Annotated in this window: 37 protein-coding genes; 11 read left to right on the forward strand and 26 right to left on the reverse strand. The window is 64.2% G+C overall.

Annotated features, from left to right (window positions below; translation table 11 throughout):
* Positions 1-2: 2 nt before the first annotated feature.
* From VGM71_RS03345 to VGM71_RS03465, 25 genes are all read right to left on the reverse strand, one after another.
* Positions 3-245 carry a hypothetical protein gene (locus tag VGM71_RS03345; RefSeq protein ID WP_331542392.1) on the reverse strand — a complete coding sequence of 81 codons (243 nt, stop codon included), beginning with the start codon at positions 243-245 and terminating at the stop codon, positions 3-5.
* A gap of 63 nt (positions 246-308) precedes the next feature.
* On the reverse strand, positions 309-1,292 hold the full coding sequence (locus VGM71_RS03350) for a DUF2184 domain-containing protein (RefSeq protein WP_331542393.1): 984 nt from the start codon (positions 1,290-1,292) through the stop codon (positions 309-311).
* Positions 1,293-1,304: 12 nt separating this feature from the next.
* Complete coding sequence (locus VGM71_RS03355; protein WP_331542394.1) at positions 1,305-1,787, reverse strand: structural cement protein Gp24; 483 nt, start codon at positions 1,785-1,787, stop codon at positions 1,305-1,307.
* A 12-nt stretch (positions 1,788-1,799) separates the two neighbouring features.
* Positions 1,800-2,993 (reverse strand): DUF2213 domain-containing protein, encoded by a 1,194-nt coding sequence (locus tag VGM71_RS03360; RefSeq protein ID WP_331542395.1) that lies wholly within the window; start codon positions 2,991-2,993, stop codon positions 1,800-1,802.
* Positions 2,990-3,829 carry a phage minor head protein gene (locus tag VGM71_RS03365; RefSeq protein ID WP_331542396.1) on the reverse strand — a complete coding sequence of 280 codons (840 nt, stop codon included), beginning with the start codon at positions 3,827-3,829 and terminating at the stop codon, positions 2,990-2,992. The genes VGM71_RS03360 and VGM71_RS03365 overlap by 4 nt, the downstream gene beginning before the upstream one ends.
* Positions 3,753-5,180 (reverse strand): anti-CBASS protein Acb1 family protein, encoded by a 1,428-nt coding sequence (locus VGM71_RS03370; protein WP_331542397.1) that lies wholly within the window; start codon positions 5,178-5,180, stop codon positions 3,753-3,755. The genes VGM71_RS03365 and VGM71_RS03370 overlap by 77 nt, the downstream gene beginning before the upstream one ends.
* The gene (terL, locus tag VGM71_RS03375) at positions 5,177-6,757 is read right to left on the reverse strand and encodes a phage terminase large subunit (RefSeq protein WP_331542398.1); all 1,581 of its coding nucleotides are present in this window, start codon (positions 6,755-6,757) and stop codon (positions 5,177-5,179) included. The genes VGM71_RS03370 and terL overlap by 4 nt, the downstream gene beginning before the upstream one ends.
* Entirely contained in the window at positions 6,708-7,337 is a 630-nt protein-coding gene (locus VGM71_RS03380) for a hypothetical protein (RefSeq protein WP_331542399.1), read from the reverse strand. The genes terL and VGM71_RS03380 overlap by 50 nt, the downstream gene beginning before the upstream one ends.
* Positions 7,334-7,810, reverse strand: coding sequence for a GIY-YIG nuclease family protein (locus tag VGM71_RS03385; RefSeq protein WP_331542400.1), 477 nt, complete (start codon positions 7,808-7,810; stop codon positions 7,334-7,336). The genes VGM71_RS03380 and VGM71_RS03385 overlap by 4 nt, the downstream gene beginning before the upstream one ends.
* A gap of 213 nt (positions 7,811-8,023) precedes the next feature.
* Entirely contained in the window at positions 8,024-8,212 is a 189-nt protein-coding gene (locus tag VGM71_RS03390) for a YodC family protein (protein WP_331542401.1), read from the reverse strand.
* 45 nt (positions 8,213-8,257) lie between these two features.
* Positions 8,258-8,527, reverse strand: a complete 270-nt coding sequence (locus VGM71_RS03395) for a hypothetical protein (protein ID WP_331542403.1) — start codon at positions 8,525-8,527, stop codon at positions 8,258-8,260.
* On the reverse strand, positions 8,445-8,939 hold the full coding sequence (locus VGM71_RS03400) for a hypothetical protein (protein ID WP_331542404.1): 495 nt from the start codon (positions 8,937-8,939) through the stop codon (positions 8,445-8,447). The genes VGM71_RS03395 and VGM71_RS03400 overlap by 83 nt, the downstream gene beginning before the upstream one ends.
* Positions 8,920-9,258, reverse strand: coding sequence for a phage holin family protein (locus tag VGM71_RS03405; RefSeq protein ID WP_331542405.1), 339 nt, complete (start codon positions 9,256-9,258; stop codon positions 8,920-8,922). Before VGM71_RS03405 ends, VGM71_RS03400 begins: the two co-directional genes overlap by 20 nt.
* On the reverse strand, positions 9,258-9,884 hold the full coding sequence (locus VGM71_RS03410) for a glycoside hydrolase family 108 protein (RefSeq protein ID WP_331542406.1): 627 nt from the start codon (positions 9,882-9,884) through the stop codon (positions 9,258-9,260). The genes VGM71_RS03405 and VGM71_RS03410 overlap by 1 nt, the downstream gene beginning before the upstream one ends.
* A gap of 141 nt (positions 9,885-10,025) precedes the next feature.
* A complete protein-coding gene (locus tag VGM71_RS03415; protein ID WP_331542407.1) occupies positions 10,026-10,550 on the reverse strand; it encodes a GIY-YIG nuclease family protein in 525 nt (174 codons plus the stop codon).
* Positions 10,547-11,050, reverse strand: coding sequence for a hypothetical protein (locus VGM71_RS03420; RefSeq protein ID WP_331542408.1), 504 nt, complete (start codon positions 11,048-11,050; stop codon positions 10,547-10,549). The genes VGM71_RS03415 and VGM71_RS03420 overlap by 4 nt, the downstream gene beginning before the upstream one ends.
* A 446-nt stretch (positions 11,051-11,496) precedes the next feature.
* Positions 11,497-11,808, reverse strand: a complete 312-nt coding sequence (locus VGM71_RS03425; RefSeq protein WP_331542409.1) for a hypothetical protein — start codon at positions 11,806-11,808, stop codon at positions 11,497-11,499.
* Positions 11,805-12,284: a nuclease domain-containing protein gene (locus VGM71_RS03430; protein ID WP_331542410.1), complete on the reverse strand. Its 480-nt coding sequence runs from the start codon at positions 12,282-12,284 to the stop codon at positions 11,805-11,807. The genes VGM71_RS03425 and VGM71_RS03430 overlap by 4 nt, the downstream gene beginning before the upstream one ends.
* On the reverse strand, positions 12,281-12,727 hold the full coding sequence (locus VGM71_RS03435) for a hypothetical protein (RefSeq protein WP_331542411.1): 447 nt from the start codon (positions 12,725-12,727) through the stop codon (positions 12,281-12,283). Before VGM71_RS03435 ends, VGM71_RS03430 begins: the two co-directional genes overlap by 4 nt.
* Positions 12,724-13,074 (reverse strand): helix-turn-helix domain-containing protein, encoded by a 351-nt coding sequence (locus VGM71_RS03440; RefSeq protein ID WP_331542412.1) that lies wholly within the window; start codon positions 13,072-13,074, stop codon positions 12,724-12,726. Before VGM71_RS03440 ends, VGM71_RS03435 begins: the two co-directional genes overlap by 4 nt.
* On the reverse strand, positions 13,074-13,421 hold the full coding sequence (locus VGM71_RS03445; RefSeq protein WP_331542413.1) for a hypothetical protein: 348 nt from the start codon (positions 13,419-13,421) through the stop codon (positions 13,074-13,076). Before VGM71_RS03445 ends, VGM71_RS03440 begins: the two co-directional genes overlap by 1 nt.
* Positions 13,378-14,244, reverse strand: coding sequence for a hypothetical protein (locus tag VGM71_RS03450; protein WP_331542415.1), 867 nt, complete (start codon positions 14,242-14,244; stop codon positions 13,378-13,380). The genes VGM71_RS03445 and VGM71_RS03450 overlap by 44 nt, the downstream gene beginning before the upstream one ends.
* Positions 14,241-14,576, reverse strand: coding sequence for a winged helix-turn-helix domain-containing protein (locus VGM71_RS03455; protein ID WP_331542417.1), 336 nt, complete (start codon positions 14,574-14,576; stop codon positions 14,241-14,243). The genes VGM71_RS03450 and VGM71_RS03455 overlap by 4 nt, the downstream gene beginning before the upstream one ends.
* A 1-nt stretch (position 14,577) precedes the next feature.
* Positions 14,578-15,060 (reverse strand): phage regulatory CII family protein, encoded by a 483-nt coding sequence (locus tag VGM71_RS03460; protein ID WP_331542418.1) that lies wholly within the window; start codon positions 15,058-15,060, stop codon positions 14,578-14,580.
* A 70-nt stretch (positions 15,061-15,130) separates the two neighbouring features.
* Entirely contained in the window at positions 15,131-15,352 is a 222-nt protein-coding gene (locus VGM71_RS03465; RefSeq protein WP_331542419.1) for a Cro/CI family transcriptional regulator, read from the reverse strand.
* 38 nt (positions 15,353-15,390) lie between these two features.
* Here VGM71_RS03465 and VGM71_RS03470 point away from each other — a divergent pair, with 38 nt between their 5' ends.
* Positions 15,391-16,098, forward strand: coding sequence for an XRE family transcriptional regulator (locus VGM71_RS03470; protein ID WP_331542420.1), 708 nt, complete (start codon positions 15,391-15,393; stop codon positions 16,096-16,098).
* A gap of 41 nt (positions 16,099-16,139) precedes the next feature.
* On the forward strand, positions 16,140-16,739 hold the full coding sequence (locus VGM71_RS03475; RefSeq protein ID WP_331542421.1) for an OB-fold protein: 600 nt from the start codon (positions 16,140-16,142) through the stop codon (positions 16,737-16,739).
* 52 nt (positions 16,740-16,791) lie between these two features.
* Here the strand turns inward: VGM71_RS03475 and VGM71_RS03480 are convergent, their stop codons facing one another.
* On the reverse strand, positions 16,792-17,022 hold the full coding sequence (locus VGM71_RS03480; RefSeq protein WP_331542422.1) for a hypothetical protein: 231 nt from the start codon (positions 17,020-17,022) through the stop codon (positions 16,792-16,794).
* A 170-nt stretch (positions 17,023-17,192) separates the two neighbouring features.
* On the opposite strand from VGM71_RS03480, the gene VGM71_RS03485 reads away from it, so the two are divergent.
* From VGM71_RS03485 to VGM71_RS03525, 9 genes are all read left to right on the forward strand, one after another.
* Complete coding sequence (locus tag VGM71_RS03485; protein WP_331542424.1) at positions 17,193-17,507, forward strand: hypothetical protein; 315 nt, start codon at positions 17,193-17,195, stop codon at positions 17,505-17,507.
* A 67-nt stretch (positions 17,508-17,574) separates the two neighbouring features.
* Complete coding sequence (locus VGM71_RS03490; protein WP_331542425.1) at positions 17,575-17,883, forward strand: hypothetical protein; 309 nt, start codon at positions 17,575-17,577, stop codon at positions 17,881-17,883.
* A complete protein-coding gene (locus VGM71_RS03495) occupies positions 17,880-18,038 on the forward strand; it encodes a hypothetical protein (RefSeq protein WP_331542426.1) in 159 nt (52 codons plus the stop codon). The genes VGM71_RS03490 and VGM71_RS03495 overlap by 4 nt, the downstream gene beginning before the upstream one ends.
* Positions 18,035-18,256, forward strand: coding sequence for a hypothetical protein (locus VGM71_RS03500; RefSeq protein ID WP_331542427.1), 222 nt, complete (start codon positions 18,035-18,037; stop codon positions 18,254-18,256). Before VGM71_RS03495 ends, VGM71_RS03500 begins: the two co-directional genes overlap by 4 nt.
* Entirely contained in the window at positions 18,253-18,402 is a 150-nt protein-coding gene (locus tag VGM71_RS03505) for a hypothetical protein (protein ID WP_331542428.1), read from the forward strand. Before VGM71_RS03500 ends, VGM71_RS03505 begins: the two co-directional genes overlap by 4 nt.
* 338 nt (positions 18,403-18,740) lie before the next feature.
* Complete coding sequence (locus tag VGM71_RS03510) at positions 18,741-19,007, forward strand: KTSC domain-containing protein (protein WP_331542429.1); 267 nt, start codon at positions 18,741-18,743, stop codon at positions 19,005-19,007.
* Positions 19,008-19,191: 184 nt separating this feature from the next.
* Complete coding sequence (locus tag VGM71_RS03515; RefSeq protein ID WP_331542430.1) at positions 19,192-19,962, forward strand: hypothetical protein; 771 nt, start codon at positions 19,192-19,194, stop codon at positions 19,960-19,962.
* Positions 19,959-21,707 carry a YqaJ viral recombinase family protein gene (locus tag VGM71_RS03520; RefSeq protein ID WP_331542431.1) on the forward strand — a complete coding sequence of 583 codons (1,749 nt, stop codon included), beginning with the start codon at positions 19,959-19,961 and terminating at the stop codon, positions 21,705-21,707. Before VGM71_RS03515 ends, VGM71_RS03520 begins: the two co-directional genes overlap by 4 nt.
* A gap of 45 nt (positions 21,708-21,752) precedes the next feature.
* Positions 21,753-22,601 (forward strand): hypothetical protein, encoded by an 849-nt coding sequence (locus VGM71_RS03525; RefSeq protein ID WP_331542432.1) that lies wholly within the window; start codon positions 21,753-21,755, stop codon positions 22,599-22,601.
* The last annotated feature ends 5 nt before the right edge of the window (positions 22,602-22,606 follow it).

Genomic DNA, 22,606 nt, shown 5'->3' on the forward strand with positions numbered 1-22,606 from the left:
GGTTAGGTCGCCGACGGGGTCTGCGGATTGGCCGGGGGCGCGGATGCCTTGTCCGCCTTCTCGGGCTTCTCAGCCTTCACCTCGACCAGCCAGCCGCTATCGAACCAGGTCTTTACCACCTTGTTTGCCTTCGCTTCCTTGAGCGCATCGCTCTCGATGTCGGCAGTGCCGCCGTCGCGCGGGATGGTGATGTCGCCGACGATGAGATCGCCGACGCGGTTGTTCTTCAGAGTGACTTTCGCCATTTCGATGCTCCTGAAACGACGAAGGCGGCCATAGCCGCCTTTCGTCGCATCGTGGTGGTGGGTTTACAGGCCGTCGGCGTACAGGGCCGACTTCGGATAGATGAACTCGACGCCGCCGTACTTGTATTCGCCCGGCACCTCGAACAGCAGGCCGTTGGCCTGCGGCGGGAGGAACTTGATCGGCATCGGGACGTGCATCTTCACCTTGCCCGGATCCTTGTTGTAGAGCATCGCGCGCTTCGTGACGCCGGCGCCTGCGGTATCCAGGCCGTAGCCCGTGCGGATGTCGAGCGTGATGTTGCGCTCGGTCTTCGCGATGTTGTTTTCCTTGATGTACTCGAGGATGGTCATATCGCTGTTGTCGCTGCGCGGCGTAGACGCCAGCCACGCCAGCACCGTGCCCGGCAGCAGGATGGTGTTGAACATCTCGATGTAGTTCGTGTTCGTCCACCCCTGCACGATCAGAGCATTGAACGCGGCGAGGACCTGGGCCGGCGTCTTCGTGATCCAATCGGTCACCGACGGGGCGACCACCGGGACGAAGGCGTTATTGAACAGGCCGGTGAGTTCGTCCTCGCCGAAGAGGGCCACGTCGTTGATGTGGCGCTCGTAGGCGTCCATCGCCGCTTCGGCTCGGGAGGTATCCAGCGGCTTACGCAGGAACGCCGACTGGCGCAACTCCTCGGTGCTGTAGTCGTAGCCGATCACGCCCAGGACGATGGGTAGGGTCTTCTGCGCGTAGGCGACGTCGACCTTCGGGATGTCCTTTCCGCGACCGCTGTGGCGCTTACCGCGACCGGCGTAGTCGTACATCTGGTACACGACCGATGTCGCGTAGTCACCTGCCGAGGTGTCGACCGGGACCAAGTCCTTGTATTGCAGCGCCTGGTGTTCGCGCTTGTAGACGGTGGCCTCGACGTGGGCAAGCTGTGACACGACGAAGGCCATGGCCTCCGGCGCGTCGTTCGTGAGCATGACGTCGGAACCGGCGAGCGCGCGGGCGACGGCGTCGGACACATGCCGACGGCGAATATCTTTGAAGTCCATGGGCAGGTTTCCTTACTTGAGGATGCGGATGACGCCGAGGCCACCGGCCGCGGTGGTGCTGTCCCACACGGCGGAGCTGAATGCGGCAGTTTCGTCGGCGACGGTGGCCGAACGTGCGGCGCCCTTCACGCCGACACCGTCGTAACGGACGAAGACCGGGTCGCCAGGGCTGCAACCGTTCTCGCAGACGACGCGGATACGGCCGATCTCCAGCGCCGGGACCATGGCGTTCTGGAGATAGAGAACGTTGCCGCTGATGTCGGCGACGCCCACCGAGTGGCGGACGCTGATGCCGACAATCTCGTCGTCGGCAGCGCCGGGCAGCTTGCAGGTGTCGGCAGCGGCACCACGCACAACGAAGAGGCCGAAGTCGATGCCGACGGCGCCCTCGTTGCGGTAGTTGAAGATGCTGTGGGTGTTCAGGTCGATGACCTGGCCGGCGTAGCCCTCATCGAGGAGGCGACCGCCGTAGGTGCTGAGATCGGGACGGGACATGGTCGTTGCTCCTTACTTGCCCTTGTAGGCGGTGGTCAGGCGGTTGGCGTACGCCGCGCGCGGGTCGTCTGCGTCGGCCGTGTTGTGGCGCTGGCTGGCCAGGGCGCGGGCGACCGCGTCGTCGGCGCCATCGTTGGTATGCGAAGCGGCAGCGGCAGGCGCCGAGGCGGCCAGCACGTTGAAGGCGGTATCGATGGTCGGCTGATCGGCATCGGCCGGAGCCTTGCCACCGAGAAGCGCATCGAGCATCGCCTTCTGCTTTTCGTAGGCGGTCACGACGACTTCGCGACGGATGGCCGCCAGCGGCTTGCCGTCGGTCACGATGGCCGGCACCAGGCGCTTGGCGTCGCCGATGACCTTGGTGGCCACCGCGATGGCGGCGTCACGAGCCTCGGGCACTTCGTCCGCCGATGCCGTGGCCTTGGCCAGTTCCGCCTTCAGGCGGGTGATCTCGGCGGCCATCTGCTGCGGGGTCATCTGGGTGCCTTCGACATCGGTCGGCGCGGTGGCCGTTTCGAGGTCGGATTCCAGCTGGCCCACCTGCGAATTGGCGGCCTGGAGCTTGTTCGCGATGCTCTCGACGACGCTGGCTTCGTTCTCTTCCAGTTCGAGCGTGATGCCATCGCCAACGTTGATGCGGCGCTTTGCCATGGGTGGTTCTCCCGTTCGGGTGGTTGATTTGCTGTCCGACACCCGGCAAGCAGGGCCGCAGCGGCCGGCGTCCACGATGGCGACGTGGTTGCCTCGGATGCGAGCCTGCATCGCGTCGTACGGTTGCCCGTCCGCCGTGGTGCCTGGCTCATCGATGTATTCCGCGCCGTAGCCGGCCGATAGCTCGACCTTGCCCGCCTTGATCTTGTCGATCGCGCTGCGGCGTGTGATGTAGAGGTCGACGACGAGGTAATCGCCATCGCGTCGCGGGTTCCGTGTGAAGCCGACCGCGTACTGCGCCCAGTTGTCGGCGTTGACCGACACGCCAGGGTGATCGTCCGTGATGGGCAGGCCGTCGAACGAGGCCATCGCCTCCGGATCGAAGACCTCGGACTCCGGCCGATAGACCTGAATGATCCGTTCGGGATCGCCGTCCAGGCCGATCTCCTCGGCCATGTACTCCTGCGTGCCGATTCGCGCGATGCGCGCGGGCACGACAAGGTAGCCCTCGGCCGTCATGCGGCGAGCGCTGAGCAAATCGAGGGTCAGCTTCATTCGTCGTCGATCTTCACGTGAGGGAGCGCCACGCACCGGCAGTTGTAGTCCTCGCCCGGATTCCCGGTGTCCGTCGGCGGGTCGTCCCACCGATAGACCTTGCCGTCATGAGCCGCGTGGCTGTCGCGCACGCGCTCGTCGCCCGACGTCTGCCAGGTGTATTCCTCTATGCCCAGTTCGAGATGCCGCGCCTTGGTGATCGCGCTGTTCATCTTCGCGGTCTGGTCGCGGGCGATGAACTTCGCCCGCGATTCGGTGACATCGGTAATCTTCTGGATGTCGTCCGCGAGGTCCGACGCCCGTCGACCCTGCGTCACACCCGACAGCACCACGTTGCCGATCTTGTCGAAGTAGGTGCTGTGCACCGACTTGATCAGCTGGACATTGGCGGCCTTAGCCAGCGCGATGGTCGATCGCACGTCGGCCATGGCCATCATCGGTCCGATGTCGGGCCCGAAGGCGCCACGCACGGACGACACAATGGTGCTGGTTGCCTGCTTGTCGACACGACCCGCCGCCTGCGCGGCGATCCGTGCGGCCCACTGGTCGATACCACCGAAGCGACGCGAGGCTGCGGAGATCGATCGCTCCACTGCCTCCACGAAGCTCAGCCCAAACGACCCGCCACCATCAGCCGGGGCATCGCGAGTGAGCGCCGGTTCCGCGCGCAGCAGCGGCAGAACCTCCGCCTCCACTGCCGCGCGCATCTGTGCGACGAGTCCAAGCAGGTCGGCCCGATAGGAAGCTTCGGCGGAGCGGTTAGGCCGCGTTGGCCGCAGCTTCCGCTGCCGGATCCTTCGGCCCTGGCGCTTCAGGATTTGCGGCAGGGTCAACATCAGGGTCTTCCATCGGTCCGGCGAGTTGCTGTGCCAGTTCCACGTCCTTGGCGGTCATCTTCGAGTACGTGCCGTTCTCCAGCAGCTCGGCGGCGACAACGCCCTCTGTCACCACGCCGATGGCCAGGTACACCTGATCACGGTCCGCGCGAGTCTTCTCCAGCGTCGCCTTCTCCGTGTCCGACATCTGCCAGAGCGGGTTGAAGGTCATCTCGAGGTCGTCGGGGTACACGCCGAGGCTGGCCCGCATCAGCACCTCGTCCAGAAGCTCCAGCGGTGGCCGCAGGTCGTCTTCCTGATCGGAACTGATCCGGTCGTAGTAGTTGCGCGTGTCGCTGTCCCCACTGGCATTCATGCCGTCCGGCGACTTGCCGAAAAGGCGGGTTGCGGGGATGTCCGCGCCGCCGGCGATATCGCTCATGAACTGCTGCATGACGTCCTTGACGCCGGCGAAGCTGTTCGTCTTCTGGCTATGGTCGTCGGCGCCGTCGATCAGGAGCATGCGGTTGAACGACTTCATCATCGCCGCAAGGGCAAAGCGCTTCTTGACCAGCTCCGTTCCCTCGTCGGTCGAGAGCATATCGCCGAGGCCAGCCACCTTCAGAACGTCGACAACGGCCTCGAAGAACATCGAGGCGGTGCCCTGCGTGACGGTGTCGTAACGCGTCAGCGAGTCGTACAGCCGCTGCAACACCGAATCGTGCCAGTAGCCGTTGGTGATGTACTGCTGCCAGGGCAACTCTGCACCCTGGAACTGGATCATCCGGCTGTGGTGCACCTCGAGCGACGTGCCGGCGATCCGGAACGTCTCCGGCTGGCCGAACATCGAACTGATCGGGTCCAGTACGGCCGCGCCCGCCCCTCGGCTGGCACGATATCGGTCCAGCACGTGGAGCGAGATATGCGCCCCCTGCTGGATGGTTGCCGGGTCCAGCGGTGCTTTCGGGTCTTGCCCCTTCACATGCACGAAGATCGCTGAGCCGCCGTAGAGGCGACCCCAGGCGACGGCATCCTTGACCTTCGCCTTCAGCTTCAGGCGCTTCTCCAGCGCATAGAACGGCTTCATCTGTTCGTCAGTGAACGCGGTCTTACGCGTCACCCACGCCCGCGTCATGTCCGACGCAGGGATGTCCACGACCTTCCCGGCAAGCCAGTTCGTGCGATAGAGAACTTCAAGCTCGTTCTGGTCGATGACCCGGCCTATGACGTAGCGGCCATAGCTCGCCTTGTCCCGTGGGTCACCGAGGCCCGCGACGAGGTTCTGCAGGGTGTCGGAGGCTGACGTCCGACGCTTGTTGGTCGCCGTCGGCGGCGCACTCCTTTGTCCGCCGCGGCGGTTGCGTCGGCTCATACCCAGTCGCCCCAGTTGCTACTGGCATTCGCCAGCAAGTCATTGATCGCATCGGCCAGGGCGTCGACCTGGTCATCGTGTTCGTGCGTGTCATCGGCGGTGAATGCCTCACACTCGGCGAGGAAGGCGCTTACCCAATCTGCTTCCTCGGGCAGCAGCACGTATCCCGAGTCGATGTAAGACACCACGTCCATGACGCGGGTCAGCTTGTCGATGGAACGCTGGACGCCCTCCACCGGGATACGTCCTTTGCCTGCCTCTCCGGAGGCGATGTCCTGAATCAGGCCGGTGCCGCTGGCCTTGTCCTCGATCATCATCTTCCGGAGAGGCGCGCCGACCTTGTGGTCGTACGTTTTGTGCTTCGCCCAGAAGTCGAAGGCATTCCGCCTCAGCTTCGGTGCTTCCCACTTCCCGCGCAGCAGGTCCAGCAGGTACAGCTTCCCGTCGTCGCCAAGACCGGCGAGCAAGAACACGCTGAAGTCGTTGCGCTCCTTGGTCTTCTGAGCCGTGTCGACGTAGATCTTGCGCACCTTCAGGCGCGGCAAGGCCTTCCATCGGCCGAAGCCGTCCGTCTTGATGATGTCGCCGCCCAGGGCGGTGGGCCGCTGCTGGTACTGCGCATTGAAGACGTAGCGCGACACCTTCGCGCCGTCCTGATCGGCACCGGCGCCCTTCTCCATGGCCAGGAGGTCCGCCAGCGGCTCCTTGTAAGGCCAATAGCTGAAGCGGCCCTTCTCGTCGCGCTCGCCGCTGTCGACCATTTCCCGGATGTGCTCGGGCAGGTTCGCCACATAGGCATCGTCGATCAGCGCGGGGATCACCACGTGGCGCCATTCGCCCGGCAGGTTGCCCGCGGCGATGAAGCCGGAGACGTCCTGCTCGGCGAGGCGCTGCATGATCACGATGATCGGTGTGCGCGGATTGGCCTTTCGGCTCTTCACCGTGGACAGAAGGCGGCGATTGGCCGCCGTGCGCTTCGGCTTGCTGTAGGCGTCCTCGGGCTTCAGCGGGTCATCGATGATGATGGCGCCCTGCCATCCGTCATCCATGTGGCCGGCGCGGAAGCCCGTGATCTGGCCGCCGAGGCTGACCGCATACACGCCACCGGCCTTCTTGCCGTCGACCACCACGTTCCAGCGCTTCTTAGCCTTGGCGTCGTCGGCCACGGGCAGCGCCCACGAGGCTTGGAACTCGTCCGACTGCACCATCTCCTTCGCGGTCTGCGAGTTCAGAAGCGCCAGGTCGTCGCCGCCTGCGATGTGTAGGAAACGTGCTCGCGGGTTCTTAGCCAAGCCCCGTGCGATCAGGTTAATGACGACCATTTCGGTCTTAGACGAGCCCGGGGGCACGTTGACGACAAGGTTCTGTGTCTCGCCCGAGATGACCCGCTCGATCTCCTCGGCCAGCAGCACGTGGTGCCAGTTGACCCGGAACTTCATCCCCTGCCGGTGCTTGAAGAACACCCGGGTGAACATCAGGTGGTCGCGCTCGCACTCCTGCTTGAGCACCTCCCGGTATACCGGGTCGTCAGAACTCGCTTCGGAGCTTGGCGAGAGCGGTAGCGACTTGCTGCGCATCGACTGCTACCACCTGCCCGCTTCCCGGCGGCGCATCACCACCGGAACCTATGTTGTAGGCGTCGCGCTCCAAGCCGATCAGCTTGTGCAGCGTGTCGCCCAAGTCCTTCATCGTCTTCACCCGGCCCGGCAGGCTGACCACGGCGTTGAACATCGCCAGCGCCTTGTCCGGCACAAAGTCCTCGCCGAGCATCTCGCCGAGCTTCTCCAGTTCGGGAACGCTCCCCGTCTGGACCTGCAGTTCCGTCAGCAGGCTCATGGCTAGCGAACGAGCCGCGCCAATGTCCTTCCGGTGGCCCAGGCGGATGCGTGCCTGGACCTCGGCCTCCACCTCGACACGGGTGGCCTCGTTAACCTTGGTGGCCGCACTAACCTCAGCACTAACCAGGGCGTCGCTAACCTTGGCATCGGCCCTCGCCTTGACCTTTGCAGCAAGGTTTCGGGTCCATCCGTGCTTCCGGGCATGCTTGACGATCGCGGCATCGGAGACGCCGAACTGCTCGCCCATGTCCTTCAGCGACCGAATACCCGCCCGGTAGTGGGACTCCAATGCATCCCAGTCGATCTTTGCTCGCTTCATTGCAGTACTGCCCGCCGGGCGACGAGGCGCAGGTCGTCCGCATCGAGGGCGAACCACTCACCGCGCACGCGCTTGCATTCGAACATCTTATGTAGTGCCCGCTCTTCGGCCCGCATATTGCCGACGAAGTAGCAGATCGCCACCTTGACCTCGAACGGACTGGAACACTGGTGGGTCTTCAGCCTGCTATCGAAATGGGTGGCGATCCCGACCTTGTAGTAAGCCGCGTCGTCGACCTCCACGTAGATCACGTACAGAAAGCCGGATCGGTCCAGTTCGTCGATCTCAGGCGCGAGTATCACATTGCGGGATGGCTTCAAGGACCGCTCCCATCCGTCTCGCTTGGCACGCTTCCCGATAGCGACGTGGGAGACGCCCTGGGCAGCGGCGATCTCACGGACGGATAGGAGCCCAGCCCTGTAGTCCGCCTCGATGCGCTCCCAGTCAGGCGCCTTCTTGTCTTGCTGCGCCATGTGCCTTCGCCTCGCCAATCTCTACGACCACGCCGGAGCGCAGAACCTTCTCTATCTTCGCCATGCAGGGCTTCATGCCAGTGAGGCGGCTGAGGCCTGAAAGGACCGCCATGTAGGGGAGCACCCACCACCGGAGGCGCACGGAAACATTTAGGCGCATCGTCGCCATCGCGGGCTCCATAACGAAGAAGCCGCCCGAAGGCGGCTCCATGACTACGCGAGGCTGATCGATGCTGGCTTCCAATGTTCCAACGTCTCGGAATTGAACGACTTATCTTGGTGCTGCTCTTTGCTATCGAACCACTCGCACCCGACGCGGCCGCTTCCGAGAATGTCGTACACCGTCATGACGGGCCCGCCACTCTTCAGCTGAACCACATCACCTTTTTTGAAATCTGCCATGACCCGCTCCTTATGCCGTCCATTCGGCCAGCTAAGGATACGAGGTCACGGGGTCGACTGGCATTCCGCTGGCGGGGTGTCCTGGCTGGCCGTGGTGATCCACCAGACCAGGCAGCGCAGGCGCGCCGCGCACTTGTCGAAGGCGACCTCGGCACGGGTCTTGTTCTCTTGGATGTCCCCCACGACCAGCGTGGGCTTGAACACCGGGGCTTCGCAAAGCTTCAGCAGGCCGTCATCGGGCTTGACCGGGTCCACCACCGTTCGGGTGACCACCTGGGGGTCCGGAGCACGGGGTGCCGTCGAGCACGCAGCCAAGAGCAGGAGGCACGGCAGTGTCCAGTAGGGCTTTCGCATCTGCATTGCTCTTCTCCAGCTCGGCGATCTTCTGGCGTACGGTGGCGGCCTTGGTGTCGGCCTTGGACAGCTCTCCCTGAAGATCGTTGAGGGCCTTGCTGTCGATGCCTTGAAGCCGTTTCAGTTCCGCGATCGCGGTGTCCTGATCCTTGTTGGCGGCGACGGCTGCCTTGAGGTCGGCGCTGACACCACCCAGGCGGCCGGACAGGTCCGTGACGTTGTCGGTCAGGCCCCTCACCGTTTCCCGGTTCTGCCACCAGGTGGCGACCGACCAGCTTCCCAGCGCGACCACTGCGATAATCAGGCCGTACTCCAACACCAGTCGCGCCTTCGAGGTCACGAAGGCCCAGCCACTACTCAGCAGGCTTGTCATTGTCCCGACTCCGGTTTAGGCCCAGCTGCTTCCAGACCAGGCGCTGGATAACCTGAATCGACGCTTCCGCGCCGAGCCATCCGCTTACGCCGACCGTGACAGCGGTCCACTGAAGGCTGAGTCCGGCGATCTGGCATAGCCACATCACCAGCAGCCCCACGAAGCCAGACGCGAGCCCCTGCACGCACGTCGGCCAGAATTGAACGGGTTGATGGGAATCTAGCGTCCGGACAACCCGGCCGAGGATGCCGGCGAGTGTCGCGAACGCGGCGAAGGCCACGCCCTGTATCCATCCTTGGTTCGGATCTTCCGGGCCCATCACGCCACCACCGCGCTGTAGGTCTTCGGCGTGTACGCCGCGACGGGAGCGATGACCGCCCCGCCCTTTGCCATCGCCGCGGCGCGGTCGATGACGCCCGTGTCGTCGAACTGGCGGCCATCCCGTGAGCCCATGACGCGCGCCTGCCAGCCCTTACCGAAGGTCGGCCAGGTGCCCAGGCTGCGCAGGTATGCCATGCGTGCCTCGCAGATGGCATCGCACAGCATGACCAGACCGAGCGATGCCGCGAAGGCGCTTACTGCGCGCAGCGTTTCCGGGCCGATGGCCCCGTCAGGGTCCACCGCCACGATTCGCTGGAGCGCGCGGGAAGCGGTGCGAACACCCGAGTTCACCGCGAAGTCGAAAACGGCGTAGTCCACGCCGGCGGGCAACTCGTCACCCCCAACCAAGTCCCAGTAGCGCCTACGGTAGATCGCGTCGCGCTCGGCGGTGGTCATCTTCCGGACGTCGCGGGTCGGCAGTCGCCGATCGCGCCGGTCCTCGTCGTAAACCGCCTGGGTCACGCCGTTCAGCGTAGCCGCGCCAGGGTCGAGCGGGTGATTCGAATAGCCGCCCTCGTAGGCCAGCGTGAGTTTCAGGCTGGTCGGGAAGTTCGAGGCGGTCATCGGCATCACGTACGAAATGGGCCCGCGCCGAAGCACTGCCGGCCCCTTAAACGAAGAAACCCGGCACATGGCCGGGTTTTGTGGCGGTCAATTCACATGGAATTCCGCATGATGAAATCATGCGAGAAAGCGTCCGGAAAGTCAACACCTCGCGAACAGCCGCTTTCGCTTCGTGGTGATGGTCACGCCATGCGAAGGTGCCGGCGTCGTATAGCACGCACCGACAGGCACGCCATCGGCGTCCAGTATCGACAGCTTCCCCGCTCCATCGAGCAATTGTTCTCGAAAGCTGATGCGTCCGCCGGCGAACGGATGCGGCGTGTGCCGCGCATGTCGCGGCGGATGCGACATCTGGTGCGCAGCGATGTCGTAAACGTCAGCCTCCAGGCCACGGATCTCCGCCTCGGTCGCCACCCTACCCCACGGGTCGAACCACTCTCCACGCAGCCGCGCATGCGCATATGCCTCGTGCATCATCGCCTCACGCTGGGATGCGGTCAGCTTGTCGCCCACGTCGCAGGAATACACCTGGCTGACGGGATATGGGCAGCCCGTCTGTATTTCGCTCAACCGCTGCCGAACGCTGCCGGCGCGGCCGAGCTTCACCAACGTGCGGCCGGGCGACGCAACGAAGATCGCATAGATGAAGTATTCCAGCTTGTTCATGCTGCCCGCTTCGAATACATCGCGCGCTCGGCTCGCTCGACTGCGGCTTCCATCGACATCCAGAGCCAGCCCTGGGCGATGTCGTAGAGCGTGCAGAAATCGTCGTGAAACCGCTCGGCGACCTCGCTGGCATCGGGATGCACGCGCGTACCGACGATCCACTCGTACGCCTGCGTCGCGACGGTGGTCATGCGGCCGGCGTTCCGGTGCCCGATCCTTCCGGTGCCCGCCGCGAGCTTATCCGACAGCCACGCCACGACCTCGGCGCCCTTATACGGCTGCTGCGTGGCAAGGCTGTAGGCGATGTCGGGGCCCTTGTCCTTCGGGTTTCGGCGCGCCATGGCCAGCGCCAGGACGAGCGCGTTCTCCGTCGCCATGCCGCGCGCCGCGTACGGCACGCCTCCACCGACCTTGCCGGGCTCACGCCAGGCCGTTGTCCCGGCCAGCTGCCCGAGGCGCTCGAGGAACCCGGCACGGTCTTTCTGGATTGCGTTGTTCATGGTTCCCCTTCTCTCGGTCAGCGGGTGGTGTGCTTCTTACGCCGCTTCAGTTCGCGGCGGATCATGTCTGCGCGGCTTTGCGCGGTCTTGAGCGTGTGCCTGGCTTCGTTGAGCTGACGGGCGAGGATCGTGGTTGGGATCCCTTCGAATCCCGAGCGAGGGCGCGTGCCTCGGCAATCCGATAGCGCTCCCGAAGCCACGGACGGACCTCCGCCTGCTCCTCCGGCGTCAACAGGTCGATCAGAGGGCCCCACTGAGTCCGGTCCGGCTGCGTGCGCAGGATCCGCAGCGCATGGGAGAGGTGGCGGTACACGGTCATGCATGGCGACCTCGTAGCGCGTTGATGACGAGAAATCCGGTTAAGAACACCGCGGCAGCGACCTCGTCCATGGCTCCGTCGCCACAGAAGTGGCAGTAGATCGCACAGCCAAAGAGAAACAAGCGGGTCATGCCGCCCTCGCAGTACCGATGGAACCCACGATACGAATCGCGTCATCGACCGACTCGACGACGTGGACCTTGCAGCCCTTAGCCCGGGCCTCCCCGTGAAAAATGGTCTGTGCGGGTGTCAGCTTTCGGCGTGACGGCGACTTCGCACCATCCTTCACTTCGAGGAGCGTCCAGCGGCCGCGGAACGCAACCAGCAGGTCCGGGAAGCCGGCGCCGACGTGGGAGCAGTCGATCACGTAGGCGCCGATTCGCTGGAGCGCACGCACAATCTCGGGGTGATTGTCGTCGACGCGGGCGGCGTACCTCATGCGGCTATTCCCTTCACGATAATGAGCCCCTTGGCGATCATGCGCAGCTGCGTGCGGATGAGTGCCCGCAGGCAGTAGAAGTTGCGCTCCGCCTCGTACGCGGCGCGGTCGCGAGTTTCGGCAGAAGTCGGAGAGTCGGTCCACCGGTTGCACTGAGCGCAGCCGTAGACAGCCTGCAGATCCGTCGGCTTCAGCGAGCCGCCACAGTCACCCAGCCAGCGCAGGTGCACCAGCACGACCGTCTTCGGGTCGTACAGGCACACGCCGGCCTTCTGGATCGTGCAGCCTTCGTCCTTCGCCGACTTCCGCAGGGGCGTCATCTTCGGCCGCGACTTGCTGAGTGCCTTCTTCCGCTTCGGTAGCGCCAGGACGCTCACAGCCTCGGCGGCGCCGTCCTCGCGTTTCATGTTAGGCACGCGGCCGAGCGCCTGGCGGCGAAGCGGCGTGTGGCGCTGAAGTCCCTTCGTCGTCTTCATGCCGCCCACCGCTGTTCCCCGTGGAACGGATCCGGACTCGGCACGTCGATGCCCGCCTCGGCGCCAATCTGCTGCACCATCTCGTAGAACCGCGCGAAATCGAGCGTGCCGAGAACGTCACGCTCGCCCTGCTCGTTCGTGGTGGTCGTGCGCCGAGGACGCCGGCGCTGCTCTCCGAAGACATCAACGATCTGCCAACCGAAGTACCGGCCGCAGAACTCGTGATGCAACTCTTCGGCCGTGTAGCCGCAGGCGTCGGTCAACTTCGGATAGGCCACGCCCCACAGCGCTGCGTTCTGCGGACAGGTCCGCTCCTTGCGCGCTTCCTTGATCTCGATCTTCCACGACTTGTTCGCCGGGAGGCGGTCGACGAAGGCGTGAACGTTCGCGAGCACGGTGGAGCGCTCAGGGCCGTCCGCGTTGAGCGTGTATTTTTGGCTCATGCTGCAATGCTCACGAAGCCGCTCTTCCGCTCCGAGACTTCGGAGAGGCACGCACGGCACTGGTTGAAATAGAGGCGACCTTCCATCGGGCGCCAGAATTCTGTGGTGGCCGGGTGCCAGGCATCCTCGCCGTACCCGCGTCGCACGCATCCACGGCATTCGGCGTATTCACCATCTGGCCGGCTCTGGAACTTGTAACGCTTCGCGGCGGCTGCGGCGGCAGGCGCGTTGTTCCTGCGCAGGATGCGGTAGACGCTGTTGCGCGCGAAACCGAGACGCCGAGCAATGACATTCACCGAATCCCCTGCATGAAATTGCCTTACGATATGGGCATGCAGGTCGTTCATCAGGCGGCCCTCGGGGGTTCGGGATCATCGTCCGGCGTGCGGATGCCGAGCGTCTTGCGGATATCGGCAAACGACCGCACGCGGGCCTCTCGACTGCCTTCGTGCTCCAGCTTCGCCTTGGCGCGAAACGGGACCACGCTGCTCGGCAGGGCGTCCAAGAAGCGCTTCGGCGTGGGCCAGCGATCGCACGTCGTCATCAGCGTGCGGAATGCCTTACGGAAACGATGAACGTCCCGCTGCTCGTCCCATACGCGGTCGGTACAGATCGCTTCCGTCCATGCCGCCAGCGTGCCGCCAAACACGTCATGCGGCGGGTGACCATCCAAGCTGAGCGTTAGCAGCTTCATCAGCCCAGTGTTCAGTTCCCTGATGACCCAGGGCGGCGGTGGATTGTTGGATGAGCGCATTGGCGGTGTCCTGCAAATTCTGGATCGATTGGCGGGTCTTGGATGGAGCCTGTGCGCCGCCCGGCCCAGCTCGTGCCGATGGCAGGCTGACCACGGTCGCGGTCTTGGAATGGGTGGTTCTGGCGACCTTCACGGCGTAGGTGAACAGGCCGGCACCCTTGATGCCGGCACCCGCCGAGGCCGTCACGGCATCGCCGAATTCCTTGGCCGTGACCCTCTCATCCAGCGCGGCGAGGAAATCGGGGTGGCTTTGGTTGATCGAGATGCAGCCGGCCTTGCGCATCGCGACCGCAGCCTCCCCGGCCGAAGTTGGTGGTTCGCGCGCATCTATCTCTCCCGTTAGGGAATCCGGAATCAGGGAAGGGGAATCAGGGATAGAGGAATCAGCCGGAGCGCTTCCGTCAGGCGACGGAACTTGCACGGTGCTTGTACCGTGCAAGCACGGTGCAGGTATGGTGCTTATCGCCTCATTCTTATGAGGGTTCTGGTGCTTAGAAAATTCAATGACTTGGATGTATCTAACACCACTGGCCTCATAACGAAGGATGAAGCCGTGCGAGACGAGTTGCCCGAGCAACGCCTCGATGTCGCACTCGTCGTAGGGGAGGCACTCAGCCTTGATCTTCTTGGGGCGGTCCTCTAGGCGTCCGGCTCTATCGGACTCACACCACAGGCCAGCGAACAGGATGCGCGCGAGCGGATCGCACTCGGCCAGCACATCGTTCTTGAAGAACCCTGGCTTGATGTTGCGGGCGCGACTCACGCCGGCCACCACGTCATGGCCAGCGTCCCATTGGCCGCACAGCGACGCTTCTCGCCCTTCTTCACCGCGCTGGCTGTCTCGGCTTCGGGAAGGCGTCGAGCAACTTCGTGCCGAGTCAGTTCGGTGTACCGCGCAAGTTCGGCACTCGTGTGGCCGGGATGCGCACGCACGAGGTCGATCACGACGGCGACGTTCGTGCCGCGCTTGCCGCTCGCTGTGTGCTCCGCTGCAGCGATGTGAGACGTCACCGGATCAGTGGCGCGCGCTGCTGGTGTCTCGACCACGCGGGGCGGTCGATCCCAGAACGAATCCTGGCGAATTACATCGACCATATCAGGCCCCTGCCGCGGGCCTGGCGTGGCGGGCGTGCTCGTCGTGCAGGCGACGAAGGAGTCCGATCAGAGCGCCCTGGTACGAGAGCGAGGCCTTCCCGAGCGCACTCATCTCGTTCGGTGTGATGCGGCCGTCAGCCATTGCATCATGCAGTTCGCGGTTGAACTCCCCTTCCGCGACGCCGAGGTCGAGCATGCCGTGCAGCACGCCAGCGCTGCCATCGGGATCACCGATCTTCACCAGCGCGTAGCCGTGTTCCGCGGCCAGGGCCTGGAGGATGGCGTGGTCGCCCGTCACCGACATGATCCGGTTCGCTTCCACGAGACTCAGATGATTCGTGGTGCAGTTGGGATTTACCTTGTTGCTGAGGATGCCAGCCGAAAGCCCCACCCTCGGCGCGAGCGACGCAGCGCCGCCGGGATAGTCGGAAACGGTCTGGAGGGCGGCGTCGAGGATGTGCATGAGGGTCGATTCCGTGTTCATGGAGATTCGGCGCGAGGCCGTCGGTACAGTTCGCGCCATGGAGATCAGCGCGGAGGGTGGAAACAAAAAGCTAGGCGGCCTTCGACGCGGGCTTGCTCGCATGGCCGACGAAGAGTTCGGGCTTAAGAACGAACCGGATGCGAAGGGCTTTATCCGCGGGGATCGGCTTGCCGTCCTCCCACTGGTAGATGGCGCTGGTCGAGATACCCAGGGCATCGGCGAGCGCGGAGACACTGCCGCCATAGGCGGCAAGGGCCTCGTCTTTGGTCATCAGGCTGGCTTCGTCGGTCATGCGCGTAGAATAAGCGCACTTACATGATGTATGCAAGCATGCTTATGAAGCCTGCTTATATGCTGCCGGCCATGTCGACCTTGGCCGAAAGAATCATCGAAGCGCGCACCGACGCGGGTATCAGCGAGCCGGCAGAACTGGCGCGACTGGTCGGCGTGAAGGCCGCGGCGGCTTACCAGTGGGAATCCGGGGCTACAAAGAGCCTCAAGGACACGACGCTGGTCGAGCTAGCCGATGTCCTAAAAGTGACGCCCCGCTGGCTCGCCACGGGAAAGGCGCCCAAGAAGCTATCCGATTCTCAAGCTGTAGCGAGATTTGAGACTCGGGATGGTTATGTTCGATTCCCACTGTTGGAGGGATTCGCGGGCATGGGCCGAGGGGATTACGTAGGGGACTATCCGGAGATAGTCGAGTTCGTCGAGGTAACTCGCGAGTGGGTGGCTACGAAACTGCGCAACGTGCCGCACGAAGCAATCCGAGTGATAACCGGGCGGGGCCAGAGCATGCGCGGCATGTACGACGACGGCGACCTGATCTTCATCGACTCACGGGTCAAGGAGTTCGTGGACGATGCAGCCTACGTCTTTCGCTTCGGTGGGAGGGTCCAGGTGAAGCGCCTGCAATGGCGCGGGGGCAAGCTGCGCATACTCAGCGCTAATCCTGCCTACGATCCGCTCGATGTGGATAAGGGCGAGCTGGAAATTGGTGGCTTGGCCCTAGCCGCCTGGACGCTCAAGGAATTTTGACCCGCTGCACAACGCGGCATCACAACAACAGAGGAAGTTATATGGCTCTTATTCAATGCCCCGACTGCGCTTCGCAGGTCAGTGATGCGGCCCCGGCATGCCCAAAATGTGGGCGCCCGATCGTCGTTCCTGCCCCTACAACGACGAGCGTCGCGCCGCCGCCTAAGCAAGTTAAGAAGCACCGATGGGCGCCTTTCGTGCTCGTCGCCATCATTGCACTGGTGATATGGGTGGCCAGCGGTGACGATGCGAAAAAGTCTCGCGACCTTGGCGCCGCGAATGCGCCCGCAGCACAGCCTGACCCTGCACCCGCGCCCGCGTCCAAGCCAGTGTTTAAGATCACAGCATCGAAGCTTTTCACCGACTACGATCGCAATGAGGTCGCTGCGGATGAGGCCATGAAGGGAAAGGTGATTCGTGTGTCTGGGCGTATACAGTCCATCGATAAGGATTTCATGGATGACGTCATCGTCAACCTTGCGACCCCTAACGAATTCATGCCTGCACGCATGGAAATGGTGAAAGCTGAGAAGTCAGCCGCCGCTGGCCTCAACAAGGGCCAGGCGGTCGAGATTGAATGCGAACGCATGACGCGACTCGTAGGTAGTCCGTCCGGCCGGAAATGTAGTTTCGTACAATAGACAGGATGCGAAGTTACGGATCAAGCCCCGCCCTCCAGGGTGGGGCTTCTCTTTATCCGAAATCCGGCACGGTCCCGTATCGCTCAAGCATGATGGGATCAGCGTAGTCCCCGGTATCCGCGTTGGCTGACTGGACGAACGCGATCACACCAATGCATGTCTCTCCCAGCCTGGCCGCCCGGCGCCGAGCTTCGTCCTCCGTTTTGAATGACAACGCGGGCATGGCTTCTGGCCTGCCTCGCTTCCCCGCCTTGAAGCCCTGAACCACGTAGATCGTCTCCATGCCCGCCTCCTGAGTGAATGTGGATAGTGCCTGGTCGAGCCGCCATGGGCTGAGACTAAGATAAATAAATCCTGAACGAATATAAGTCCACTTACTAAGCATGCTTGCATGGAAATGTAAGTGTGCTTATAGTTCCTCCAACGCCGGACCACCCCGGCTTGGAGGAAGCCATGGGCACCGCCCCGCTCCAGATCGCCACCATCACCTCTGTCATCGCCGAGTCGGCCGAGTACATCGGCTACCACGAAGCGAAAGAGAACGATGAAGGCGCCACCCCGATTGCCGAGGCCCTTATCGCCGCCGGTGCGCGGGTCGAGGCGATGATCGCGGTGGTCACCCTCACCAAGGCGCTGCTCGACCAGGGTGTGTCCGGCGACTTCGGGCTGCTGGCCCAGCTGCGCGCCGCCGTCGCCCGCGCCGAGTCTCTGCCCAACACCCGCGAACACTGCGAAGCCATGGCCCTCGCCGCACAGGTGACCCCATGAGTCGGCTTCTCTGCCTCGCCTTCGTTTGCGGCGTCCTGGGCGCCCTCGGCCGCGCGGTGGGCCTCGTATGAGCCGCTACTCCGACGCCCAGTACACCGACGCCATCGAGGAAATGATGGACATGCCGCGTTACATCGCGGACTTCATCTTCGACGGCGCCGGGACGGAAGAAGTGGTCCGCCTCCTCCTGAGCCGTGGCCTCCCCTTCCGCGACGGCACCGCCCGCGACGGCCGCTTGCTCGACAAATACAACGAGCAGATCGACGCCCTGAAGGCCGCTTTCACCAAGTTCGCCCACGAAGGCAAGAGCGCAAAGCGCGCCAGCCGCGTGGACGAGTACCTCGACTACCGCACCCAGATGGAGGATGCCGCGTGAAGCGCAATCCGAAGATGTTCCGCTGCCGCCTCGTCCGCTTCATCGACGGCGCGCAGCAGGTGATCACCTACGTCGGCCCGTACGACGGTATCCCGAAGGGATGGTCGATGTTCGCGCGCCGCGTTGTCGGGCCGAGCGGGGGTATGGCGGCATGAGTACCTGCAAATGTTTCGACGAGATGAACGCACGGCTGAAGCCACACAACGCGCAGATCACGCACGGCTTCGCCATATCGGAAGGCTTGTCGCGTCTCCGCCTCACGTACTACGTGCAGACCGAGAAACTCGACGCCAGCGTGCGTAGCAAGAAGCCGCCGCTGGTGGTCATGTCGCACTGCCCGTTCTGCGGCGCGCCGTTGGATGAAACGGAATGAGCGCTTTCGACCGCTACCTCACCGAAGTCGCCATCGCTGCGCAGAAGCGCCGCCCGATGACCACCGCCGAATGGCAAGCACTGGGCGCTGGCATCGGCGTCCCTCTCGTCTTCCTTCTCTTGCTCGTCGCTTTCTCGCCGCATTGAAACACTGAGCGGAGCGCCCAGCCGGCGGTGGCGCAATCAGTAACACCGGCAGTGATTGCTACGCAGGGGTTCCTCTACCTGCGGGTCTGCGACCTGACTCTAAACCCGGAAGGCCGGGTGGGTAATGCGAGAGCGAAGTCGGAAGCGGCAATGCGGAGTTTTCCAACCACGTAGGCCTTCACCTCGCCGCCCCGTCGAGTAGCACGGGGCACAAGGAAGAGCCTGGATACATGGGTGTCGGCCCAACAGCCCCGACAGGCTCCCGATAAGACGCTTCGGGCCGGGCTCTTCCTTGTCCACCTCACAGCACGCCGACTCACGTCGGCAAGGAATTTGACATGACGAAGAGCACCGATATCCCGCTGACGCCCGTGGAGTCCTCTCAGATTCACAGCATCGGCCACGACGCCGAAACGAACACCCTGGCCATCCGCTTCAAGAACTACCGGGGCGAGGCCACGAGCCTCTACCACTACGACAACTTCACCACCGACGACTTCGCCGCGTTCCGCGACGCCGAGTCCATCGGGAAGCACTTCGGCCAGCACATCAAGCCTGCGACCGAGAAGCACCCCTTCCGCAAGGTTGTGCAGTTCGAAGGCTAAAGCTTTTACGGAGCGGAACGCGGAAGGCACCGCATCGGACTGATCCCCGAGTGTCAGGCACCGGGCTAGTAACCCGGCCAGCCAGGAACAACAGGCGACATAGCGCGCCTGCCGACAGCAGGAAACGCCCCTGCCCGCTCCACCTCTCTCACAGCACGCCGGCGCCGCCGGCCAAGGAATCCAGATGAACGCCTCCGCTACACAGCAGGTCGCGGTCGCAACGCAGCCCCGGCAACAGCTCGACCTCAGCCCGCAGACCTTCGACCAGGCGATCCAGTTCTGCGACTACCTCGCCGACAGTGACCTCGTACCCAAAGACTTCAAAGGCAAGCCGGCCAACTGCCTGATCGCGATCCAGTGGGGCGCGGAGCTTGGTCTGAAACCGCTCCAGGCAATCCAGAACATCGCGATCATCAATGGCCGTCCCGCGCTGTGGGGTGACGCCGTCATCGCCCTCGTTCGCAGCTCTCCGCTGTGCGAGTACGTTCGAGAATCGGAGGACGGCAGCACGGCCGTGTGCCGCGTGAAGCGCCGTGGCGAGGATGAGGAGGTCCGCACGTTTAGCGTCGAGGACGCGAAGACCGCCGGGCTTCTCGGCAAGTCCGGCACGTGGACGCAATACCCGAAGCGCATGCGGCAGATGCGTGCCCGCGCGTTCGCGCTCCGCGACGTGTTCCCCGACGTCCTGCGAGGCATTCCCATCGCCGAAGAAATCATGGACATCCAGCAAGGCGATGGACAGCGCGCGGTCACCGTGCGCGCCGAACCGGCCGCCTATCCGGCGGAGGACTTCGAGCGAAACCTGCCCGTATGGCTCAAGGCCATCGCTGATGGCCGTCGAACCGCCGACGACCTCATTGCCATGGCTGAAACCAAGGGCAGTCTCACCGAAGAACAGAAGAAGCTCATACGCGGCGCGAACAAGCCCGCTGATGACACGGGGTCCGAACAATGAAAATCCATAACTTGATCCAAGGCACCGACGAGTGGGCGGCGTTCCGCCTGAATCACCACGGCGCGAGCGAAGCCGCCGCCATGCTCGGCCTTTCGAAGCGGACCACCCGCTCGGAACTGCTGCGCATGAAGCACACCGGCACGCCCAAGGAATTCAGCGACTGGGTGCAAGAGAACATCCTCGACTACGGACACGCGGTGGAAGCCATGGGGCGGCCGCTCGTCGAAGAACTTATCGGCGATGAACTTTACCCCGTGACCTGCTCCGACGAAGACGTCGGCGGCCACCTGTCGGCTTCGTGCGACGGCCTCACCATAGCGGGCGACACCGCCTTCGAGCACAAGCAGTGGAACGCCGAACTGGCCGCCGCCGTCGCCGCCGGCACCGTGCCCGACGATCACATGCCGCAGTGCCAGCAGATCATGATGATTACCGGCGCTGATCGTGTGATCTTCACCGTGTCGGACGGCACGCCGGATAACTTCGTCTCGACCGAGGTGCGGCCTGATCCCGCGTGGTTCGAGCGCATCGTCGACGGCTGGGCTCAGTTTGACCGCGACCTGACCGACTACACACTGCCCGAGCAGAAGCCGATGCTGGTGGCTGAATCCGTGCAGGCACTGCCCGCCGTCGCCGTGCAGGTCATCGGTCAGATATCCGTCAGGGAGAACTTCAACGCGTTCGAGGTGGCCCTGCGCGACTTCCTCGCCAACAAGCTGATCCGGGAACCGCAGACCGATCAGGACTTCGTTGACCTCGATCAGCAGATCAAGGCGATGAAGAAGGCCGAGGACACGCTCAACGCTGCCGAGGCGATGATGCTCGCCCAGGTCGAGAGTATCGACCAGGCGAAGCGCCAGAAGGACATGCTCGCCAAGCTGGTCCGCGACAACCGCCTCATGGCCGAAAAGCTGCTGGAGAGCGAGAAGACCCGCCGCCGCCAGGAGCGCATCGAGGCGGCTCGCAAGGCCTACACGGCTCACGTGACCGACCTGCAGTCCACCCTGACCGGCCTCCGGCTCGACGTGGCGATGCCCGACTTCGCCGGCGCCATCAAGGGCCTAAAGACGCTCAGCAGCATCGACGACAAGCTCGACACGGCGCTGGCGAATGGAAAGATCGCCGTCGATCGTCAGGCGAACGAACTGCGCACCAAGCTGGCATGGGTGGAGGCCAATGCTTCGGAGTACCGCGCTCTGCTCGCCGACCTGCAGCAGCTGTCCGTGAAGCCTCTGGACGACTTCAAGCTGGCGATCACCGCGCGCATCGATGCCCACAAGCGGGCGGAGGAAGCTCGCCTCGAAGCCGAGCGGCAGCGCATCCGCCAGGAAGAGGCCGACAAGCTCCGGCTTGAGCAGGAAGCGGCCGCCGCTGTGGCTGCCCAGGCCGAGGCCGATGCTGAAGCCGAGCGGCTGGCTGCGCGCGATCCCGAGCCTGTCGCGCATTCGGAACTTCCGGTCGAGTCGCCCGTGCCGGTCCCCGCCGTGGTCTACCGCTCTGCCGCGCGCACCGTTGAGTCGCCCCTGCCCAGTGCTGGTCCAGCCAAGACCATCAAGCTCGGCGACATCAACGCCCGCATCGGGCCGCTGTCGATCACCGCTGACGGCCTGGCATCCCTTGGCTTCCATCCGGTGGGCACCGAGCGCGCGGCGAAGCTCTACGCCGAAAGCGACCTGATCGCCATCTATCGCGGCCTCTACGGCGTGATCCAGAACGCCGCCAACGAACTGAAGAAAGCGGCCTGACCCCCTTCAACAGCGCCGGCCTCGCCGGCAAAGGAATCTCGACCCATGACCGATATCGACAGCACCACCGTTCTCTCCTTCCGTGGCGATGCCGCGCTCAAGGCCGTCCACGTCACCCAGGCCGAGCACCACGCCGAGGCGGACATGCTGGCCGCCGGCACGTATGGCGAAGGCCGTGGAGCCCACTTCCGCGGCTGCTCGGTCGGCTGCTTCGCTCACGACATCGATCCGACCACGGACACGAACTGGCATGAGGTGGTCGCCGAGGCCCGCGGCTTGCCGGTGTGGCTCATCTGCCTGCAGGACTCGATGTTCGAGGGTCTGCCGCACGAAGACCGTGCGACGTTCCACGTCGACCTGGCGAAGCGCATTCCCGTCGGCGCGGACCTCGAGCCGGTGCAGCACTGGATCGCCATGGCGCGCATCGACCGTATGGTGGAAGGCCTCAAGCCCGCGCTGGAGGCGAAGCACGGTCATGGCGTGCACGAGGCGATCGAGCAGGTTGTTGCGGCTCTTGCCGTCGGCCGGCGCGCCCATGAAGCGGCCGCAGGCGGGAACGTGTGCGAATTGTCGGCGGCGGAGTCGGCGGCGGAGTCAGCGGAGTCGGCGGCGGAGGCGGCGTGGTCGGCGGCGGAGTCAGCGGAGTCAGCGGAGTCGGCGGCGGAGGCGGCGGAGTCGGCGGCGCGGTCGGCGGCGTGGTCGGCGGCGCGGTCGGCGGAGTCGGCGGCGCGGTCGGCGGCGTGGTCGGCGGCGCGGTCGGCGGCGGAGTCGGCGGCGGAGTCAGCGGAGTCGGCGGCGCGGTCGGCGGAGTCGGCGGCGCGGTCGGCGGCGTGGAAAGCCGAGCGCGATGCGCTGTTTGCAGCGCTCGATCGCGCTGGTAGCCAGGCGGCGTAAGTCCC

The sequence above is a fragment of the Luteibacter sp. genome (assembly GCF_036499525.1).
Classification (GTDB): Bacteria; Pseudomonadota; Gammaproteobacteria; order Xanthomonadales; family Rhodanobacteraceae; genus Luteibacter.

Excerpts from the sequence above, each read along its gene's own strand:
- VGM71_RS03455 (WP_331542417.1), bottom strand. The coding sequence starts at position 14,576 with ATGGTCGATGTAATTCGCCAGGATTCGTTCTGGGATCGACCGCCCCGC.
- VGM71_RS03480 (WP_331542422.1), bottom strand. The coding sequence starts at position 17,022 with ATGGAGACGATCTACGTGGTTCAGGGCTTCAAGGCGGGGAAGCGAGGC.
- VGM71_RS03420 (WP_331542408.1), bottom strand. The coding sequence starts at position 11,050 with ATGAACAACGCAATCCAGAAAGACCGTGCCGGGTTCCTCGAGCGCCTC.
- VGM71_RS03400 (WP_331542404.1), bottom strand. The coding sequence starts at position 8,939 with ATGACAAGCCTGCTGAGTAGTGGCTGGGCCTTCGTGACCTCGAAGGCG.
- VGM71_RS03505 (WP_331542428.1), top strand. The coding sequence starts at position 18,253 with ATGAGCGCTTTCGACCGCTACCTCACCGAAGTCGCCATCGCTGCGCAG.
- VGM71_RS03415 (WP_331542407.1), bottom strand. The coding sequence starts at position 10,550 with ATGAACAAGCTGGAATACTTCATCTATGCGATCTTCGTTGCGTCGCCC.
- VGM71_RS03510 (WP_331542429.1), top strand. The coding sequence starts at position 18,741 with ATGACGAAGAGCACCGATATCCCGCTGACGCCCGTGGAGTCCTCTCAG.
- VGM71_RS03355 (WP_331542394.1), bottom strand. The coding sequence starts at position 1,787 with ATGTCCCGTCCCGATCTCAGCACCTACGGCGGTCGCCTCCTCGATGAG.
- VGM71_RS03475 (WP_331542421.1), top strand. The coding sequence starts at position 16,140 with ATGGCTCTTATTCAATGCCCCGACTGCGCTTCGCAGGTCAGTGATGCG.
- VGM71_RS03460 (WP_331542418.1), bottom strand. The coding sequence starts at position 15,060 with ATGAACACGGAATCGACCCTCATGCACATCCTCGACGCCGCCCTCCAG.
- VGM71_RS03435 (WP_331542411.1), bottom strand. The coding sequence starts at position 12,727 with ATGAGCCAAAAATACACGCTCAACGCGGACGGCCCTGAGCGCTCCACC.
- VGM71_RS03350 (WP_331542393.1), bottom strand. The coding sequence starts at position 1,292 with ATGGACTTCAAAGATATTCGCCGTCGGCATGTGTCCGACGCCGTCGCC.
- terL (WP_331542398.1), bottom strand. The coding sequence starts at position 6,757 with ATGCGCAGCAAGTCGCTACCGCTCTCGCCAAGCTCCGAAGCGAGTTCT.
- VGM71_RS03525 (WP_331542432.1), top strand. The coding sequence starts at position 21,753 with ATGACCGATATCGACAGCACCACCGTTCTCTCCTTCCGTGGCGATGCC.
- VGM71_RS03445 (WP_331542413.1), bottom strand. The coding sequence starts at position 13,421 with ATGAAGCTGCTAACGCTCAGCTTGGATGGTCACCCGCCGCATGACGTG.
- VGM71_RS03515 (WP_331542430.1), top strand. The coding sequence starts at position 19,192 with ATGAACGCCTCCGCTACACAGCAGGTCGCGGTCGCAACGCAGCCCCGG.
- VGM71_RS03370 (WP_331542397.1), bottom strand. The coding sequence starts at position 5,180 with ATGAGCCGACGCAACCGCCGCGGCGGACAAAGGAGTGCGCCGCCGACG.
- VGM71_RS03520 (WP_331542431.1), top strand. The coding sequence starts at position 19,959 with ATGAAAATCCATAACTTGATCCAAGGCACCGACGAGTGGGCGGCGTTC.
- VGM71_RS03345 (WP_331542392.1), bottom strand. The coding sequence starts at position 245 with ATGGCGAAAGTCACTCTGAAGAACAACCGCGTCGGCGATCTCATCGTC.
- VGM71_RS03490 (WP_331542425.1), top strand. The coding sequence starts at position 17,575 with ATGAGCCGCTACTCCGACGCCCAGTACACCGACGCCATCGAGGAAATG.
- VGM71_RS03425 (WP_331542409.1), bottom strand. The coding sequence starts at position 11,808 with ATGAGGTACGCCGCCCGCGTCGACGACAATCACCCCGAGATTGTGCGT.
- VGM71_RS03405 (WP_331542405.1), bottom strand. The coding sequence starts at position 9,258 with ATGGGCCCGGAAGATCCGAACCAAGGATGGATACAGGGCGTGGCCTTC.
- VGM71_RS03430 (WP_331542410.1), bottom strand. The coding sequence starts at position 12,284 with ATGAAGACGACGAAGGGACTTCAGCGCCACACGCCGCTTCGCCGCCAG.
- VGM71_RS03470 (WP_331542420.1), top strand. The coding sequence starts at position 15,391 with ATGCTTATGAAGCCTGCTTATATGCTGCCGGCCATGTCGACCTTGGCC.
- VGM71_RS03390 (WP_331542401.1), bottom strand. The coding sequence starts at position 8,212 with ATGGCAGATTTCAAAAAAGGTGATGTGGTTCAGCTGAAGAGTGGCGGG.
- VGM71_RS03410 (WP_331542406.1), bottom strand. The coding sequence starts at position 9,884 with ATGACCGCCTCGAACTTCCCGACCAGCCTGAAACTCACGCTGGCCTAC.
- VGM71_RS03465 (WP_331542419.1), bottom strand. The coding sequence starts at position 15,352 with ATGACCGACGAAGCCAGCCTGATGACCAAAGACGAGGCCCTTGCCGCC.
- VGM71_RS03360 (WP_331542395.1), bottom strand. The coding sequence starts at position 2,993 with ATGAAGCTGACCCTCGATTTGCTCAGCGCTCGCCGCATGACGGCCGAG.
- VGM71_RS03485 (WP_331542424.1), top strand. The coding sequence starts at position 17,193 with ATGGGCACCGCCCCGCTCCAGATCGCCACCATCACCTCTGTCATCGCC.
- VGM71_RS03500 (WP_331542427.1), top strand. The coding sequence starts at position 18,035 with ATGAGTACCTGCAAATGTTTCGACGAGATGAACGCACGGCTGAAGCCA.
- VGM71_RS03380 (WP_331542399.1), bottom strand. The coding sequence starts at position 7,337 with ATGAAGCGAGCAAAGATCGACTGGGATGCATTGGAGTCCCACTACCGG.
- VGM71_RS03385 (WP_331542400.1), bottom strand. The coding sequence starts at position 7,810 with ATGGCGCAGCAAGACAAGAAGGCGCCTGACTGGGAGCGCATCGAGGCG.
- VGM71_RS03440 (WP_331542412.1), bottom strand. The coding sequence starts at position 13,074 with ATGAACGACCTGCATGCCCATATCGTAAGGCAATTTCATGCAGGGGAT.
- VGM71_RS03365 (WP_331542396.1), bottom strand. The coding sequence starts at position 3,829 with ATGTTGACCCTGCCGCAAATCCTGAAGCGCCAGGGCCGAAGGATCCGG.